The sequence below is a fragment of the Gimesia panareensis genome (assembly GCF_007748155.1).
GTDB classification, from domain to species: domain Bacteria; phylum Planctomycetota; class Planctomycetia; order Planctomycetales; family Planctomycetaceae; genus Gimesia; species Gimesia panareensis.
The window spans coordinates 7,433,848-7,450,967 of the sequence record NZ_CP037421.1 but is presented as its reverse complement, the minus strand read 5'-3'; the positions used below and the strand labels follow the sequence as shown (position 1 = coordinate 7,450,967).

The 17,120-nt window shown below is 48.4% G+C and carries 18 protein-coding genes; 9 read left to right on the top strand and 9 right to left on the bottom strand.

The annotated features are described in order from the left end of the window. Positions 1-9: 9 nt before the first annotated feature. A complete protein-coding gene (locus Enr10x_RS28185) occupies positions 10-651 on the bottom strand; it encodes a class I SAM-dependent methyltransferase (RefSeq protein WP_197997404.1) in 642 nt (213 codons plus the stop codon). Further along, a complete protein-coding gene (locus Enr10x_RS30125; RefSeq protein WP_197994823.1) occupies positions 648-1,463 on the bottom strand; it encodes a hypothetical protein in 816 nt (271 codons plus the stop codon). The genes Enr10x_RS28185 and Enr10x_RS30125 overlap by 4 nt, the downstream gene beginning before the upstream one ends. 398 nt (positions 1,464-1,861) lie before the next feature. Here Enr10x_RS30125 and Enr10x_RS28180 point away from each other — a divergent pair, with 398 nt between their 5' ends. The 6 genes from Enr10x_RS28180 to Enr10x_RS28155 all read left to right on the top strand — a co-directional run bounded on the left by Enr10x_RS28180 (position 1,862) and on the right by Enr10x_RS28155 (position 8,107). Further along, complete coding sequence (locus Enr10x_RS28180; RefSeq protein WP_145115341.1) at positions 1,862-2,284, top strand: ExbD/TolR family protein; 423 nt, start codon at positions 1,862-1,864, stop codon at positions 2,282-2,284. Further along, complete coding sequence (locus Enr10x_RS28175; protein WP_145452369.1) at positions 2,281-4,548, top strand: prenyltransferase/squalene oxidase repeat-containing protein; 2,268 nt, start codon at positions 2,281-2,283, stop codon at positions 4,546-4,548. Before Enr10x_RS28180 ends, Enr10x_RS28175 begins: the two co-directional genes overlap by 4 nt. A gap of 118 nt (positions 4,549-4,666) precedes the next feature. After that, entirely contained in the window at positions 4,667-6,181 is a 1,515-nt protein-coding gene (locus Enr10x_RS28170) for a carboxypeptidase M32 (protein WP_145452367.1), read from the top strand. 33 nt (positions 6,182-6,214) lie between these two features. Continuing rightward, a complete protein-coding gene (locus Enr10x_RS28165) occupies positions 6,215-6,778 on the top strand; it encodes a TlpA family protein disulfide reductase (RefSeq protein WP_145115334.1) in 564 nt (187 codons plus the stop codon). Positions 6,779-6,845: 67 nt separating this feature from the next. After that, complete coding sequence (locus Enr10x_RS28160) at positions 6,846-7,652, top strand: alpha/beta fold hydrolase (RefSeq protein ID WP_145115331.1); 807 nt, start codon at positions 6,846-6,848, stop codon at positions 7,650-7,652. Between the two features lie 74 nt (positions 7,653-7,726). Then, on the top strand, positions 7,727-8,107 hold the full coding sequence (locus Enr10x_RS28155) for a rhodanese-like domain-containing protein (protein ID WP_145115329.1): 381 nt from the start codon (positions 7,727-7,729) through the stop codon (positions 8,105-8,107). Positions 8,108-8,199: 92 nt separating this feature from the next. On the opposite strand, the gene Enr10x_RS30120 is transcribed toward Enr10x_RS28155, so the two are convergent. The 3 genes from Enr10x_RS30120 to Enr10x_RS28145 form a co-directional block, all read right to left on the bottom strand. Continuing rightward, positions 8,200-8,361 (bottom strand): hypothetical protein, encoded by a 162-nt coding sequence (locus tag Enr10x_RS30120; protein WP_197994822.1) that lies wholly within the window; start codon positions 8,359-8,361, stop codon positions 8,200-8,202. Next, positions 8,342-9,214 carry a hypothetical protein gene (locus Enr10x_RS28150; RefSeq protein ID WP_145452365.1) on the bottom strand — a complete coding sequence of 291 codons (873 nt, stop codon included), beginning with the start codon at positions 9,212-9,214 and terminating at the stop codon, positions 8,342-8,344. Before Enr10x_RS28150 ends, Enr10x_RS30120 begins: the two co-directional genes overlap by 20 nt. Before the next feature lie 82 nt (positions 9,215-9,296). Then, a complete protein-coding gene (locus Enr10x_RS28145) occupies positions 9,297-9,974 on the bottom strand; it encodes a hypothetical protein (RefSeq protein WP_145115323.1) in 678 nt (225 codons plus the stop codon). Positions 9,975-10,699: 725 nt separating this feature from the next. On the opposite strand from Enr10x_RS28145, the gene Enr10x_RS28140 reads away from it, so the two are divergent. From Enr10x_RS28140 to Enr10x_RS28130, 3 genes are all read left to right on the top strand, one after another. Continuing rightward, positions 10,700-11,350, top strand: a complete 651-nt coding sequence (locus tag Enr10x_RS28140) for an STAS domain-containing protein (protein WP_145115321.1) — start codon at positions 10,700-10,702, stop codon at positions 11,348-11,350. 75 nt (positions 11,351-11,425) lie between these two features. Further along, entirely contained in the window at positions 11,426-12,667 is a 1,242-nt protein-coding gene (locus Enr10x_RS28135) for a GspE/PulE family protein (protein ID WP_145115318.1), read from the top strand. Between the two features lie 317 nt (positions 12,668-12,984). Beyond that, entirely contained in the window at positions 12,985-13,893 is a 909-nt protein-coding gene (locus Enr10x_RS28130) for a hypothetical protein (RefSeq protein ID WP_145115315.1), read from the top strand. A 19-nt stretch (positions 13,894-13,912) separates the two neighbouring features. Here the strand turns inward: Enr10x_RS28130 and Enr10x_RS28125 are convergent, their stop codons facing one another. From Enr10x_RS28125 to Enr10x_RS28110, 4 genes are all read right to left on the bottom strand, one after another. Next, positions 13,913-14,185, bottom strand: a complete 273-nt coding sequence (locus tag Enr10x_RS28125; RefSeq protein WP_145452363.1) for a hypothetical protein — start codon at positions 14,183-14,185, stop codon at positions 13,913-13,915. A 25-nt stretch (positions 14,186-14,210) separates the two neighbouring features. Next, positions 14,211-14,972 (bottom strand): hypothetical protein, encoded by a 762-nt coding sequence (locus Enr10x_RS28120; RefSeq protein WP_145115310.1) that lies wholly within the window; start codon positions 14,970-14,972, stop codon positions 14,211-14,213. Positions 14,973-14,998: 26 nt separating this feature from the next. Continuing rightward, positions 14,999-16,315, bottom strand: coding sequence for a sulfatase-like hydrolase/transferase (locus Enr10x_RS28115; RefSeq protein ID WP_145452361.1), 1,317 nt, complete (start codon positions 16,313-16,315; stop codon positions 14,999-15,001). Between the two features lie 132 nt (positions 16,316-16,447). After that, positions 16,448-17,110, bottom strand: coding sequence for a transaldolase family protein (locus Enr10x_RS28110; protein ID WP_145115305.1), 663 nt, complete (start codon positions 17,108-17,110; stop codon positions 16,448-16,450). Positions 17,111-17,120 lie beyond the last annotated feature (10 nt).

Sequence of the window (17,120 nt, the reverse complement as noted above, 5' to 3'; positions counted from 1 at the left end):
TTTTATATATCAGACACGCTTTCTGAATTCAGCTCGCATCAGGCCTCGCGCGAATTCAGCCTGGTTGATGAGTTGAAAACCATGGGTTTCGAGCAGAGAAGCGGGATCAATTAAGGTTGGGGCTTGAATTCGCGCAACCAGCTTAAAAAACAGATACATTGTTTTCAGCCAGGCAAGGGCACGCAATTGCATCAGCTTACCACCGGCCACCTGAAAGTCTGCATATAACCAGATCGCATTTTTGCTGCAGGATCTTACAATTTTAGAAACAGTAGCTGTGAGTGTCGGCTCATTGAAAACATCGAGAAAGAAATTAGTCACGATCAGATCATACTGATCGTCTGGCATGTCATCATTTGCGAGATCACATAGGTAGAAGTGAACGCGGGATAATGCTTCGGGAAGTTGCTGGCGAATACGCGACTGGGCCATTTCCAACATGACCTTACTTGAGTCGATGTAATGCACTTTCGGGCACTGTGTTTGTTTTAAAATTTCGAGAAGAAACCGTCCATCTCCTTCTCCAATCACGGCAATTTTTGTCAAGGAAGGTAAATCGGAGAGGTATGCAGTACGACAAAGCTGCATCTGATTCCTGAAGACGATTTTTTCCAATGGCTCAAAGTAGGGAGCGACTCGATTAAAGTTCATGGCGCGATGCTCAAGACAAGCCAGGGAGTCAGTAATGCCAGGTCGGCTAAAACCGGTTTTAAACTTAACTGCAGAGAACTGCGATCCAGAATGATCAACATTAGTGTGCTCAACAGCAGACATAATTCAAATGTGGGAATCTGATTTTCGTAAATCAAAAAAAAGGAAACACCTGATAGCAACCCCAGAAAGGTGAGGAGCATTTTCTGAAAATGATATAGTCTGGCTGGCCTGCTGGTAAAAAAAGTGACTTCCTGAGCCTGCATATCTGAAGCAAACTCCCACCGTGAAATCGCCAGGCAGTTCAGTGTGCAAATGCTGAGGAAGCCAATATACGACCAGAGAATGTAAAGGCTCCAACTACTTTGCTGGACTAAAATAAAAAAATGTGTGGCCGAAGAGAAAAAGAGACCTACCAGAAACTCACGAGTCAGAATTCGTCGAGCCAACTGGGGGATGTAAAAACAACTTATGAAGTAGATAGATAACAGCCCCAGTAAGATAAGCCCCCATATTAATTCTGTTGGGCTCAGTGATATCAGCAGGACACAAACTGAAGAGATGGCGGTCAGGCTCCATATAAAGAGTAGCGGTTTGAAGTGGCGAGAAGTAAACTGGTGCCGCGGGGTATGGCGGATATTTCCCGGCATGCGAAGAGTGTCCAGCAGCCTGTCTCCGGAATAGGCCAACCAGGTCACACTAAACAGGATAAAATAATGATGCATCAAAATGGGACAGAAGTACAGTTTTGACAGGCACCATAGCCAGGTGACAGCAACCAGCGGTGCATCCAGACTGAGTGAGTTTAACAACAGAACTGCCTTTTCCAGGTGATTACGGAGATAACTGATCCGGAATAGAGAAGCAGGTTCCTGGCAAGAGAGTCCACTGGCAGGTGTCCGTTTAGCCGTACTGGTTGAGATTTTACTTAACATCCGATTCTCAAAAGACTTTCGGTAAAACTGGTGTTCATTTCCAACGGGACCTGTAAAAAGTGAGTCGGATACCGTCATAGAAACGTTAAAGTCGACCAGCGTATGTTTCCAGCATGATACAATGTATCAAAGAACCAGTGTCACTGCGAAATATTCACATGTTGAAACCGATACGGCTCTTCGCATAAAGTATAAAAGACTAAATACCAGTATAAAACGCCGGGCGAGATCCCCTGTTTTGTCAGGATTGTTTTGCTTCGAACAGGAATCTGAAGATGCCATTAAAGACGGGGACCGTTGAAGAGCCTAAGCTCGATTTAACCCCCATGATTGATATTGTGTTTTTGTTGATCATTTTTTTTATGGTCGGCACACAGTTCACAGAAATGGAACGTCAGTATGACATTCAGCTTCCTACAGTGTCCGACGCGAAACCTTTAACCAATCTTCCAGATGACATCATAATCAATGTGGCACAGGATGGTGAAGTCACAGTCCATGGCCAAAAGAAAACGCTTCCGGAACTACAGTCAACCTTAGAGAAGGCAGTCAAAAATTTCCCAGGTCAGTCTGTTGTAATCAGAGGTGATTCAACAGGGCCATATCAGAATGTGATGAATATTCTGGATATCTGTCATCGAGTTAAAATACGGTCTGTCTCTTTGACCAACCGTTTGAGAGACGAATCATCAAAATGAGCGATCGACTGCATAACCTGATCGAGAGAATTTTGGCGGGGCGCGAGATCACGTTCGAGCAGATTCTATGGGGTATGCTCATACTTGCTGCGCTGTTTGCATCCATACATCTGCTCTCAATGCTGGTAACCCGGTGGGGAGACAGTAACGCCTCGTCCAAAGCGCTGTTGTTCTCGATCATCGTGCATTTATCAATATCTCTGGGAGTTGTCACTTTCTGGCCTGAGCAGGCTCCCCAGTCTCTGGCAAATGCCAAACAGAAACAGGAAGAGCGAGAGCGCAAAGAACAGGAGCAAACAAAATTCACTCTTCAGGCGGAAAGTACTGAAACGATAAAAAATAAAGAAAATGGAAATACTCCAGTCTGGGATCAGTTACAGAAGCCGGAAAAACAGGAATTGTCCCGCCTCGAACTAAGCCGCCCCGAGTTCGATCCATTGACGGCGCCTCCAGAAAAGGAGTCACCTCGAGAAGTATCAGAGTTACCGATGCCGGATGTAGTATCGGAAGCGGATTTACCAATCACCCCCGCCAAGGTGAATCTGCAGAGTGTCAGCCAAAAGCGGATTCAGGCGCGCGCGCCTTTGGAAATCACCGATGCAACTGCTGAGTCTCGCGCAGAGGTTTCGGTGCCCTCTACCTCACGCGAACGCAGTAAGATGATTCGAATTGGTCAGGCAAATCAGGATGTCAAGCGTCAATCAGCCCCCGGAGCCGTCGATCGTATTCGACCATCTTTCAGCAGTCAGAAACAGACTCTGGCTTTGAATGCGCAGGTTGATCCTCAATCGAAGCTGGAACGAAAGGCAACAGAACAAATGCTTTCTCGCCGAACGGGGCCTGCCCCCTCTAATTTGAAGATTGAGCCCACCGGCGTAGAGACTGACAGTCAGAACCAGAGCCAGGCCAATGTCGCTCCCACAGAGCCCCGCTTCTCAAGACGAAGAACTCGAGCAACGCGGTCTGTCTCACAGGGAGTAGTACAGCGATCTCTACCTCAGACACCGGCTGGTAAGGCCAATCCAGATAACGATCGACTGATGGCCGAACGTAGCCGATTGCCCCTGACGATTAATCGGCCGGGAGTTCAACCTGATGCATTGCGCCCTAATTTTGACGCGGTCTCAAATCGTACCAAGGCTAATATTCCAGCGACATATCGTTTGAGAAATCTGTCAAAACGCAAAGAAATCGCACAACGTTTTGGCGGCACAGAAGAATCGGAACGGGCTGTTGAAGCCAGTTTGAAATGGCTGGCCACTCATCAGGAGCCTTCCGGATTCTGGGATGCAGATCGGTTTGGGGCAGGTCAGGTGAGAATTGATGAGCAGGGAATCGACCGCCGTAATGCGGGAATTCAGGCTGATTCTGGTTTGACTGCGCTGGCGATTCTGGCATTTTTGGGTGCCGGATATACACAGGAAGAGGGTGACTATTCAGATAATCTTAAACGGGCAATCAACTGGATGGTGGAGAACCAGAGGTCAAATGGATTTCTAGGAGGAGACGCGACTCATTATGCGCGAATGTATTCACATGCGATGGCCACATATGCGCTGGCGGAAGCATATGGTTTGCAGTCCGATCCCAGGTCAAACCCAAAACTGCGCGAAGCTGTAGGGCGAGCTGTCGCTTATATTGTTGAAAATCAGAATCCCTATGACGGCGGATGGCGGTATGTGAAAGGTCAGAAAAGCGACATGAGCATGTTTGGGTGGCAGTTGATGGCACTGAAAAGTGCAGAGATTGCCGGCATTCCCATCCCATCCAACACGAAACAATTGATGGTCAAATTTCTGAAAGAACGCAGCCTTGGAAAGAATAACGGGCTGGCCACATATCGTTTGATGCAGCCTGCAACTCCTCCCACTCCCGCAATGACAGCAGAGTCTTTATTCTGTAAACAGATGTTGGGAATCAGGCGGGATAATCCTGCCTGCCGAGAGGCTGTTCAGTTTATATCGGATCGTCCTCCACGCCTGTCAGAATACAACCTGTACTACTGGTATTATGGGACGCTGGCAATGTATCAATACGGAGGAGGCCCCTGGCGTGACTGGAACGAAGACTTGCGCGATTTATTAATCTCAGAGCAGGTCACTCGGGGGGAAAATGCAGGCAGTTGGGATCCACGCCCTCCCTGGGGCCCCTATGGGGGACGGCTCTATTCCACAACCATCAGCACACTCTGCCTGGAAGTTTACTATCGATTTCTGCCTCTCTACCAGATGGGAGGCCGTTATGACGATGAGCCTTCTGAGTAATGTATGAGAAATTCAGAATAGCAGTGGTTGATTTCTCCGTCCCGATCTCTGGTAAAATGTTTACAGAGTGTGGTTGCATCTCTTATTAATATCTCAATCTACTAGAAAGACATAATCAATGAGTGCTTCCGTGAAAGCATATGATGAATTAATTACACGACTCAAAAAATCAGCATTATTGAGATCCTGTTCAGCAATTCTGGAATGGGATGAACAGACTTATCTGCCTCCGGCTGGTGCAGGGCATCGTGCAGATCAGCTGGCTTTGATGGCGGGGATGTTTCATCAGGAAGCGACCAGTCCTGAAATTGGTGACTTGCTGCAGGAACTGGAGAGCGCTTCTGAGTGGGAAGCAGATTCCATAGAGCAGGCAAATATTCGTGAGTCTCGCCATGAATATGATCGAATGACAAAGCTTCCGCGTCGTCTGGTAGAAGAGTTATCTCGGGTAGCGACGTTATCGCATCATGCCTGGGTCAAAGCCCGACAGGAGAATCAGTTCAAAGATTTTCTCCCCTGGCTTGAGCAGATGATTGATCTGAAGCGAGAGCAGGCTGCTGCTCTGGGGTTTCACGGGCAGAAAGCCTATGATGCCCTGCTTGACGAATACGAACCCGGTGCAACTTCGGAAATGATCGAGCAGGCGTTTAGTCCTTTACGAAATGAGCTGGTCAAGCTTGTGGCTGCGATTCACGATTCTGGTATTTCGCCGGATGTTTCCATTCTGACCAGAAAATACCCTGTAGAAAAACAACGGGAATTCAGCATATCAGCTGCCGAAAAAATTGGCTTTGATTTTCATTCCGGACGGCTGGATATCGCCGCCCATCCATTCTGCACTGGTATTGGTCCCGGAGATTGCCGTCTGACAACCCGTTATGATGAACATCATTTTCCAGGAGCATTTTTTGGTACGCTGCACGAAGCGGGTCATGGCATTTATGAACAGGGCCTGCTGAAGGAATATTTTGGTACACCCGTCGGAAGTTCGACATCGCTGGGGATCCATGAATCTCAGTCTCGAATGTGGGAGAACCTGGTGGGAAGAAGCCGCTCCTTCTGGGACTGTTTTTATCAGTCTGCTCAAGCGCAGTTTCCTGAGGCTCTCACAAATGTCACACAAGAAGACTTTTATCGGGCGATCAATGATGTACGTCCTTCTTATATTCGTGTTGAAGCAGATGAGGTAACCTACAATCTGCACATTATGTTGCGTTTTGAACTGGAGCAGGCACTGATTGCTGGAGATCTACAGCCCACTGATTTAGAGACTGCCTGGAACGAGAAATTTACAGAGTACTTTGGAATTACTCCAGATACACCTGCGCATGGCTGTTTGCAGGACGTGCATTGGAGTGCTGGATTGATTGGTTATTTCCCCACATACGCTTTGGGAAATATGTACGCCGCTCACTTTTTCAATGCCGCGAACCAGGAACTGGGAGGATTGGACGAACTCATTTCGCGAGGGGAATTTGTTCCGCTCAAGGAATGGTTGAATCAGAAGATTCATCAACAGGGAAAACGTTATCGGGCGAATCGGTTGCTCGAGGTGGTCACTGGGGAGAGCCTTTCACATGAGCCTCTCGTTGCTCAATTAAGCCGTAAGTACAGTGAGCTTTACAATCTCTAATTCCAGAATGAAAAGGCTGCAAAAGGCAGGTTTATGTCCAATTCCAGTGCAAAGAAAGATTTTCTGATTGCCTTGGCCCTTGTCATCGCCGGAGCAGTTATTTTTTCCTCCTGGTTTGCATATCGGATGCCTGATCCTGTATTGACTGCGGGAGACATGGCCCAGCTCAAGGTTGGTACTGAGGCCCCTCCGATTCAAGCTGCTGGTTGGGTCAATGGTAATCCGCATCAGAATGATTATCTCAAAGGGAAAGTCATCGTTGTGGATGCCTGGGCGACTTGGTGTGGTCCGTGCCGCATGGAGGCGCCTCACCTGGTTGAAGTTTATCAGAAATTCAAAGATCAAAATGTCGCTTTTGTTGGATTGACCTCTGATAGTGAGGAATTATTGCCCGTGATTGAAAAGTGGCTGGACGAAACAGGCATCACCTGGCCGAATGGTTATGGAGCCATTGATTCCCTGATTGCTTTTAAAGCGGAATTTATTCCGCAGGTCTGGGTAATCGGAACCAATGGTAAAGTAGTCTGGAATGTCGATTCTGAGAGAACTGAGTCTCTGGAAGAAGGGATCGCCCGCGCTTTAAAAGAGGCGAACTAGGACTCGGGAAATTCATCACTCGAGCTGCTTAAGCGTATTTGATGCTGCAGTCAGAAGGGACAACGTAATGAGTCAGCAGTTGATTGATCAAAGCGTGAACGGAATCAGGATGCGCGTCTGCGTCGCAGGAGAGGGGCCGCCTGTGTTGCTGGTGCATGGTTTTCCGTTAAGTCATCGGATGTGGCAGGCGCAAATTGATCATTTACAACAGCAATATACTGTCATCGCACCAGATCTGAGAGGATTTGGTGGATCGGGTGTGACTGTTGGAACTGTGAGCATGGAACAGCACGCCCGTGATCTGAGTGAACTGCTTGACCATCTGGAGATTAAAGAGCCAGTGATCCTGGGGGGGCTTTCGATGGGAGGCTATATCGCCTGGGAATTCTGGAAGCATTTTCCTGAAAAACTGAAAGCCTTAATTCTCTGTGATACGCGCGCCGATGCAGATTCGGAAGAGGGAGTCAACAATCGTCTCAAAATGGTCGAGCTGGTTTTGCGGCACGGTCCCCAGGCAGTGGCCTCTGCGATGATTCCCAATCTCTTGAGCGTAACGTCGCGAGAACAGAGTCCGGAAATAGGGCAGAATCTGATTGCCGAAATTGAATCTACGGAAGCAGAAGGGATCGCTGCCAGCCAGCGAGGCATGGCAGAACGGAGCGATTTTTCTGGTATGTTGGAGCGGATTGAGGTGCCTGCATTACTGGTGGTCGGCAGTGAGGATATTCTGACGCCGCCGGCAGTCATGCAGGCCGTGTCTGCGCAGATGCCGCAAGCCAGTTGTTTCGAAGTCTCACAGGTGGGGCATATGGCTCCGCTGGAAGCACCAGGTCAGGTGAACCAGGCGATAGAGAAATTTCTGGCTTCGTGTTAGACTGTGCTGATACAGGGCTGCAGTTGAGTATTCCTGTCAGAGCCAGTTCTTTTCAAACAGCAAAGGGACCAATTATGGGCAAAAGTCATTCTCAGCGATTCCTCGATATTGTCAACGATGCTAAATCGCGTGTGACGGAGTGTACCGTACTCGATGTGCAGGCTCGTACTCAGAATGGGGACGAGTTTCACCTGATTGATGTACGTGAGGACCATGAATTTAATGCTGCTCGGATTCCAGGGGCAAAACATCTGGGCAAAGGGATTATCGAGCGCGATATTGAAAAAGCGATCCCGGAGACCTCGGCTCTGATCATCCTCTACTGTGGGGGTGGCTTTCGTTCTGCGCTGGCCGCAGACAACCTGCAGAAAATGGGGTACACGCAGGTGATCTCGATGGATGGTGGATTCAGTGGCTGGAAGAATGCCGGTTTTGAAATTGAGTCAGGAGAATAACATCGCAGATCAAGATCTCAGAGGATAGAAACAGAGCCCGCTACCTGATGAGGTTGCGGGCTCTGTGTTGTTTTGCTGTTAACGCTGGACCGTTATCCCATTTCCCAGTTATAGGCTGCGAGCTGCATAATCAGGAATGCAATCCCGGTTACCAGTGCCGCCAGTGAGACAAACAGGAGTCCTACGTAAATGTTTGGGCCACCCGATTCTCCAGTGGCTGCTTTCCCTTTAGACTTAGAGCTTCGAGTTGACATGATCACCTTTCTCAATCACACCGTTCTTGGCGGCGTCTATCACAGTCCCGACTGCTTTATCAGGATCGACATATACTAATTCAATCTTACCCAGGTATTTGGGACGATTACCGTTCTCTTTGTTGCCAAATCGATAAACATACAGTTGATGACCTTTGCTGAGCCCATCATCGCTGCCTAATGAAACTTCAACAAACTTCGTTCCATTCCGCTTATCTTTCTTGGTGTTGATAATAAGGCCTTCTACCGCAGGTGGAGGTGTCTGCATACCGGCGATGGCAGGGTCACTGGGATCAATGCCCAGATTGGCCACAATTTTATTGAGATAGTTCAGTTCATCCAGGACTTTGTTGTGCTTGGCAACCAGGCTTTTTTCCCGAATTGACTGAGTGAATATTGTATCTTCCAGACTCTTGATCTTGGCCCGCAAATCATTGATTGTGTTGTGTAATGTTTTATTGACGACACGCTGACGGTCTGATTCCTGACGACGGAACTTCGCTTCTTCTCCGGTCGTTTCCGCCTGAGCCACCGAAGTGTCTCTTTCCGCACTCACGGTATCCAAGTCGTTCTGTTTCTCTTTTATCTTTGCCGTTAAAGCTTCATTGGCGGCTTTTGCCAGTTCTGCCTGACTCTTAGCGTCATTTACCTCTTTAGTCTTATCAGTTTTGTAATTACTGTACTCAGACTCCAACTCGTTCATGCTCTTCTGCAGGCTCGCCACATTGTCTTTGAGTTTCAGGCTTTCGTTGCGCCAGTTTGTCTGAGCTGTAAACACAGCTCCGGCGAAACCCATGAAGCAAACGCTGAGTACAACTTGAACGACGACCAGTACCTTGCCGACAAACGACATCTAATCGCTCCTGATATAGAAAATGATAGGTAGTATTTTGTAATTGAATTCTGATGCCAGGGTGAGCTGAAATCAGAGGGATTTATTTTTGAGAAACTTCGGTGTTGCCAGATCCCTTGACTGCTTTTTCCAACAGCATTTTCTGTCTCTGGAGCCGGTGTACTTTTCCTTCAATTCTTGCGATGTAATCACGCAACGTTTTCTGTTGCTCTTGTGTTAAATACTTTTCATTGCGGATTTCATCAATCTGATCCTGAAGTCGAAAGACGTCGGAACGGCGTTCAGCAGCTTCCTGATTGATTTCCAATGTCTGCTGCCCGATTTTAATACCCTCATTTGCCAGATTGGTAATTTCCTTATCCAGTGCCGCAATCTGCTGCTTTATCTGGTCAGCCTTGACTATCATGGCTGCACTGTCAACCTCATTGATTTTTTTCCAGTTATCGATTGCTTTTTGCATCGGAGGAATAGTTTTGGTGATCTGTTCCAGTTGTTCATTTTGTTTCTGAATCTGATGCTTCTGGGCAGCAACGATGACCTTTGCCAGTACAGGAGACGTAGAGATCTGCTCTCCTCCTCTTCTGGTTTTGACAGTCCAGGTCGGGTTTTCTCCAGGCTGATATTCAAACAGGTAGTTGGTCAGCTTGTCTTTTTCCTGCAGCCAGTTGGGACCACCAACAGCAGTGGCAGCGGCAAATCCCATAAAGGCGATACTGGATGCCAGTACCAACACTAACAGGATTTTACTGAAACGAGTCATGGGGTTTTCCTGAGTCTATTACTAAAGACACTGGTCTGTTTGGGGATACTTTTCTATTAAACATTATGTGCTAACTTTTCGGCTGAATCTATCCAGTTTATTCATTGAAGAAAATAAGTTGGAAAATTCTCCGAAATGCCCCTTACAGATGTGTCTTTGGAGCCTGTCAGATCTTGTCTCACTGAAGGGAAGCAATTGATACTAACGAGAGCTTGTGCGCAAAAACAACCTAGTTTATCAAATCGGTTGTTTCCTTATTATAAATACGCTCAAAAAGCAGAGTCAAACTGAAATTCGGCTAACCGTCTGGCATTTAACTGTTTGATCTTTCTAACTTGGTTGGCAGATACAATCGCTATGTTCAGAAAACTTGACATAACAACAACCAACCAGCTTATACTAAATGGGAATGGCCTCAGGTCTCCTGAATGTTTGTCCCTGGATGGTGTGTCTGGCCTTGTTGGGTGTGCGCATGATCTCTTGTCGGAGGACGTCGTATAACGATGATTATTGGAATCTGTTAACTTGTGATGAAGCAAAGTCGTTTCTGGGGAAATACTTACTAAATCCCGTAGTTTGGTCCAGATTGCAATAGGTAAAATCAGGTCACATTGGTATTTTGAACCAGAGACAACTCTACTTCTATTAATGCATTCAATGCGGAAGCATTGAGCAGATACAGGGCCCTCCGATACCTCGTGTATCGAAAAAATGGAGATTGGTTCATGGCTACCGAAGATGTTCCGTATCATATCACTGCCGTTACTGACCATCTCAAAGTTCAATTATTACCTGAACTGAATGAGTCTGCCTGGGACGAGCTTGAGGCTTTGGGAGATGCTTTGCTGTCTGAAGTCAAAAATCAGCAGTCTCCTACGGTGATTATCGACTTAACCAGACTGGAATATATCAACAGCTCACTGGTGGCGATTGTAATCCAGGTCTGGAAACTGGTGGATGAGCAGGGAGGGAAGACGGCCATTCTGAATACGAGCGAGATGGTTGAAGAAGTGCTTAATATCTCTGGTCTCAAAAAAGTCTGGTATATCGTTTCCACAGAAGAAGAGGCCATCGCGCACTTAAGTCAGGCTACCAGGCAGGAGCGGATCGAACGTCGTCGCACTTTCTCGATGCCAATTCTCCTGGGGATTGTTGCAGTCCTTTCTGCAGTTGCCTGTTTCGCGTTGTATATCAGTGACTTCCTGACACTTGATCCGAAAATTGCATTAGGAGCAACGATTTCATTTTCCCTGGCAGGGCTGCTTCTGGGGGCAACCGCGCTGAAAGATCGTCGGAAAAATTTACGGATCATGGGGGTCGTCGTTTTAATCAGCAGCCTGATACTGGGGGGGCTTGGTATATTTAAACTGATTTAGTGGCTTTGGCTGCAGAGATTTCCAGTCATATTTTCTCTCACCGAGGACAGTTGTTAAGACAGAAAGATTTGAGTCATGTCAGATACTCCTGCGAATACTGAAAATAAAAATGAAGGGCGGCAACAGGCACTCCAGGCCGAGCTGCGGGAACTGATTGATGTCGTTGGCCCAGGACCTCTCGTTGACTTGTTAATGGAGCGTGCGTTTCAGCTACAGGCAACCGATATTCATTTGGATCCCCTGGAAGATGGGTTACGCCTCCGGTTGCGTGTCGACGGTATGCTGCATGACATTATCCAGCTTCCCAAAGAAGCGGCAGCTTCTGTGATTTCCCGCCTGAAACTGGCTGCCAACATGGATATCACCGAACGACGCCTGGCACAGGATGGTCATATTAATAATCAGACACTGCAAAACCGTCGTGACATCCGGGTAGGCTCCGGCCCTACCATTCACGGAGAACGGCTCGTTCTGCGGCTGATGCCGGACCACAAGCGTTTTACACATTTCAATGAACTGGGGCTCAATGAGTCACAGACTTCTGAAATAACGAAGTATTGTAATGCACCTTACGGAATGATCTTAAGTGTGGGTCCGGTCGGTTCCGGGAAAAGTACGACTATTTACAGCTGCCTGGATTATCTTAACCAGACAGAAATGAGTCTGGCGACCATCGAGGATCCTGTGGAACGCCGGATTGAAGGGGTCAACCAGATTCAAATTGATCCCAAAATCGGCTTTAGTTTTGCTGAGGCACTCCGTGGAGTTTTACGTCAGGATCCGAATGTGATCATGGTTGGGGAAATCCGAGATTCGGAGACAGCTCATATTGCTGTCCGGGCAGGTCTGACTGGGATTCGAGTCCTGTCAACTCTGCATTCCAATGATGCTGTTGCTGCGATCGACGTTTTTCGGGAATTCGGAATTCCTTCCATGTTTATCACGGACAGTCTGCAGGGAATTGTCTCACAAAGACTCGTTCGCTGTATCTGTGAAAAGTGCCGAACACCTTTTCAGCCTGACTCAGGTGCTTGCGAATATCTGGGAATCAATCCAGATCAACTGGCCGATTCCAAAATTGCCAGGGGGACGGGGTGTGACCATTGTTTCCAGACGGGCTATCTGGGGCGGACGGGGATCTTTGAAACCCTGGGGATTCGCGGAGAATTGAGGGATGCGATACTCAGGGGAGCGACTCAGTCTGAAATATTAAAACTGGCCTCTGAAGCAGGCATGACGACAATGGAAGAATCCGGGAAAGCTAAGGTGCTGGAAGGGATTACCACAGTACAGGAGCTGCATCGGGTACTCGTTTAGGATCCAGAAATCAGGGGCAATTCAAGTTCGGGATGCAATTCAGTGAAACCTGTACACTGGCTTTGGCAGGCTTAATCAGAGGACGCGAGTGTCTGCGAAGCTGGTGTTCTACGGAAAAAAGCATTCTAATTCAGTAGTTCTGTTATATAATTCTACGTAGAAAGTCTTAGTTAAAAGTATGCTGAGACGGGCCGTCTGCATGAAATGACTTTGAGTGATGCAAGACAGAGCCCATGAATATTAAAAAAACTCAGCCGTCTGACCACTCACTTTCTTCAGAGTGGCAGAATGGTATTTCCCATTCGGCGACGATGTCCATGTCGAACCAAACACGGTTTTCTGAACCTCCTGCTAAGGACGCAGCTCGAGTTAACCGACTCAGGGATCGCGAGCTGTCTGCTGAAGAGCGCGATTTACTGGAGGATGAAGAACCGAAACTTTCACTTAAGGAAAAGGTTCTCTTCTGGCTGGCTGGTTTCATGGCAACCGGATATCTGTTTTCGCTCCTTTTTCATGCCACAATTCTGACCGTCATGGCCATAGTGATTGTAGGCGGAATGCAGGGGAACGATCATCTCTCTACCGTTGCCACCCTGGAAGATGAAGACAATTTTGCATTCAACGGTCCTCTGGACACCCGAATTGAAGAAGAAGCAGGGGGTAAAACAACCGAATTCAATGTAATGCAGCCCATCAAAAATCTGACTGGTGAAACTGAAGAAGCTCTGAAAGAAATTGAAGCGGATGTTTCAGTTCACCTGGGTGAAGGAGATGGTGAAGCAGAAGGAGATGGGTCCGGCGAAGGTGGAGGGGAATTTAAATTTAAGCCGATGGGTAATGCGGTGACAGTGGGCAGTTTCACTGCCTGGACCGTGCCCAAAGATCCTGACTTGAACGAGGACTATCTAATCATCATCCAGGTCAGGCTGCCATCCAGTTACAAAGCGAAGCGGTATCGAGCCTCCGATCTGATGGGGCTGGTTCTGGGGACCGACAGTCACCGACAGGCCATCCCCTGGGATGTCCGCTGGCCGAATTCAACTTTCACTTCGACCGCGACGGGAGAAATTCGACCGGTTGATAAGAGAGACTACCTGCCTCTTAAAAATCGTGTCGCCCAGTTAATCGTCAAAGTTCCCGGCTCAAAAATTCCGGCGACACGCGATACGATCAAGATTCAGTCCAAGGTTCTTAAAGAAAATCAGACTCTGGAAATTGAATTTTAATTGGCCTGTTCCTGACGATTCAGTCTGCTTCACCTTTGATGTAAGCCAGCCAACCACGTTCAAATAGCTCTCCGAGTTCTGCCCAGTGGGCAGGGGGGGCAGTCAGGTTTCCTTCGCAGGCGGGGCAGGGCAGCGCAGGTTGTTGCGGGAAGTGGGGGCTTACAGAGGTCTCGGGGGTAAGCCATAGTGCATCACATTCATCACAGAGAATCACCAGATCCTGCAGACTGCTGCAAATCCGTATTCCCAAGGTTCCCTGCTCACAGGAGGGGCAGAATCCGATGTAATACATGGTGAAAATCCTGCTTTACAAGACGTTACAGAGGAAATGCGGTAATGACACTGGTGCCTTCAAGAACAAGCCGAATTTTATTGGCGGGCGGCTTTCCCAGTTGATTCCCAACCTGACCGCCTACGTATCCCACGGGACGATGCATGTCGATGGTATAAACGGTCCTTTGCCCTTCCTGCTTTTTCTGAACCGATTTGCCTCCCTGAAGTGCTTTCAGATATGCCTCGTCAATTAATGCCAGGACTTTTTCCTGATCACCATTGCCGGCAAAGACACCATGTTTACCTGGACGGCGTGGCTGATCTGTTGCATGCCGCATCACATGTTTGATGCGGTGTTTTTCCTGGCTGCCGGGGCCATATATTAGCCCAGCCGTTGATTCCCAGGTCTGGTTACCTGTTTTTCGAATTTGCCCCAGTTCAGGGCGTGTGCCCTGAGAGGTGCTGTCAGATTCAGTCGGAGGGGGCCGATTGGAACTGGCCGGAGTCTGAACGGACCGTTTGGCGGAGGTCTGTTTCAATTCGGTGGGAATGGCCTGCGACTTGGGAACTTTCTGATTCCTGTCTGAAGTTGACAGGGGACCCAGGTCGGTATCTGTCTGCTCAGGGGCCTGAGAAGTTCCGTCTGCAGCTACTGTAACAGCGGGATTCTTTCCAGAATCCTCTGGTTCTCCCTCCTGCTTCTGTTGCTGGAGAATCAGATAAATCACTATAAAGATCGCCACTGAGACGACCCAGGCAGTTGATTTAGGCTTGTTTCTGGAATGTGGTTCGGTGGTCTGATTCATTTTGAACATCCAAACTGAAGTCTACCTTAATCAGACAGGGATTTCTGGTAGTGCTGATAAATCTGCTTGAGGTGCTCCACTTTTTCAGGAAACTCTTTCGCCAGATTCTGTTTTTCACCAATATCGTTGGAGAGGTTGACCAGATACAGCTGATCCTCTTTGGTCAACGGGGCCTGGTTACTGGTATCACGGGGGTTGCCCAGCAGCTTCCAGTTCCCCTCACGGATAGCCCAGCTCTTGCCGATCTGCCAGTAGAAGTTTTCGTGCGGGCTGTCAGCATCGGCGGATTTGATGACCTGTTTCAGACTTTTTCCATCCAGTTTGTGTTTGGGAAGTGGAGCACCGGTCAGATCCGCGATGGTCGGGAGCCAGTCACAGCCAGTTGCCAGCTGATGGCGTACTTCTCCTTCCGCGATCGTGCCCGGCCAGGAGATCATCGCAGGCACGCGGATGCCTCCTTCAAACAGGCTGAATTTGGCTCCTCGATAGGGCCCTGCGTTACCGCCCCCTCCAAAGGTTCGTTCTTCCGTGGAATGTCCATGGTCAGACTGAAAGATCACGATGGTATTTTCTCGCAATCCACTTTCATCCAGAGTTTGCAGAACCTCGCCAATACATTCATCCATGGTGGAGACAAAGGCGGCATATTTATCGCGGGGTGATTCAAGGTTCGCGTATTTTTTGCGCCATTTGTCTTTGCCCTGTAATGGATAGTGAGGGACGTTGATGGCCCAGTACAGGAAGAACGGTTTATCGTGTGGTTCTTTGAGAAAAGACTGGCACTGTTTCACCATCAGATCAGGGAAGAACTCACCATCGTGCCAGACTTCCTTGCCATTGTTCCAGAGATCATGGCGATTCGGACCGTTCCAGTAGAAGAAATGTGAGTAGTTATCGATACAGCCTCCCATGTGGCCAAACGAACGGTCAAAGCCCTGTCCGTTAGGCATGGTTTCAGGGGTGTAGCCCAGATGCCACTTGCCGACATGCGCAGTCTGATGCCCAGCCTCCTTCATCATTTCAGCGATTGTGATCTGCTCGACCGGCATGCCGCTCTGTCCATGATGGGAAGAGACGTTTCCGGGAACTCCTGCGCGACGCGGGAATCGACCAGTCAACATGCCGGCACGTGATGGAGAACAGACGGGGGCTGAGGCATAGAACTGCGTAAATCGAATTCCCCGTCTGGCAATGGAATCCATGTGCGGTGTAATCAGATCTTTAGCACCGTAGCAGTTTACATCGATGGAGCCCTGATCATCTGTGAAAATAATAATCACATTTGGCTTCTGTGATTTTGCTTCCACGACTGTGGTGTCTATTGCCAGTAGACACAGTTCCATAACTGAGAGGCAAACCAGAAATAACCAACACCGGCTGAGGTACAATTTGAATATATTCACAAAGCGCATGGAGGATCCTGAATCATAAATGGAATGGTGTATGATCTGATAGACTTGATCGCGACGAACATCTTATTCGTGGGGAGTCTCATCCCAGGCATTCTGGAAGACTTTCTCGCCATGAACGGTATAAGGGTTTTGCATACTTTCCTGATAGACGGAAAATCCGGCTGTGACACAATGAGCGCCGGCGATCGCGACATCTGCAATCTGTCGACCATTACGGATCGCGGCGGCGATGATCTCAGATTCGTATTCATGCCGCTCCAGCATTTCTGCGACTTCGATGATAAACGTCGTCGCAGAATCTCCGTAAGTTTCTTTCCAGCCCATGAAGGGACTGATGAACGATGCGCCAGCTCGTGCCGCATGCCAGGCCTGCGCAACAGAAAAGATCAGGGTTGCATTCGTTCGGATTCCTTGTCGGGACAACTCGCGAATAGCTTTGAATCCCCCTTCACTGGCTCCCACTTTGATTACAAAATTTGGAGACATTTTTGCGAGTTTGGCTCCTTCTTCAACGATCTGTTCCCAGTCCGTGATGTGGGGATTGACTTCGACACTGACCGGTTTCTCGGTACCGGCGAAGAGTTCAGCGATTTCTTCGATGACCTTCAGGAATGGCTTGCCCGAGTTTTTAACGTGTTTGGGGTTGGTTGTCAGGCCATCCAGGTCCCAGTATTCGAGGCCCTGTCTGATCTCATCTGTGATGGCGCTGTCCAGAAACAATTTCATTGTGAATTCC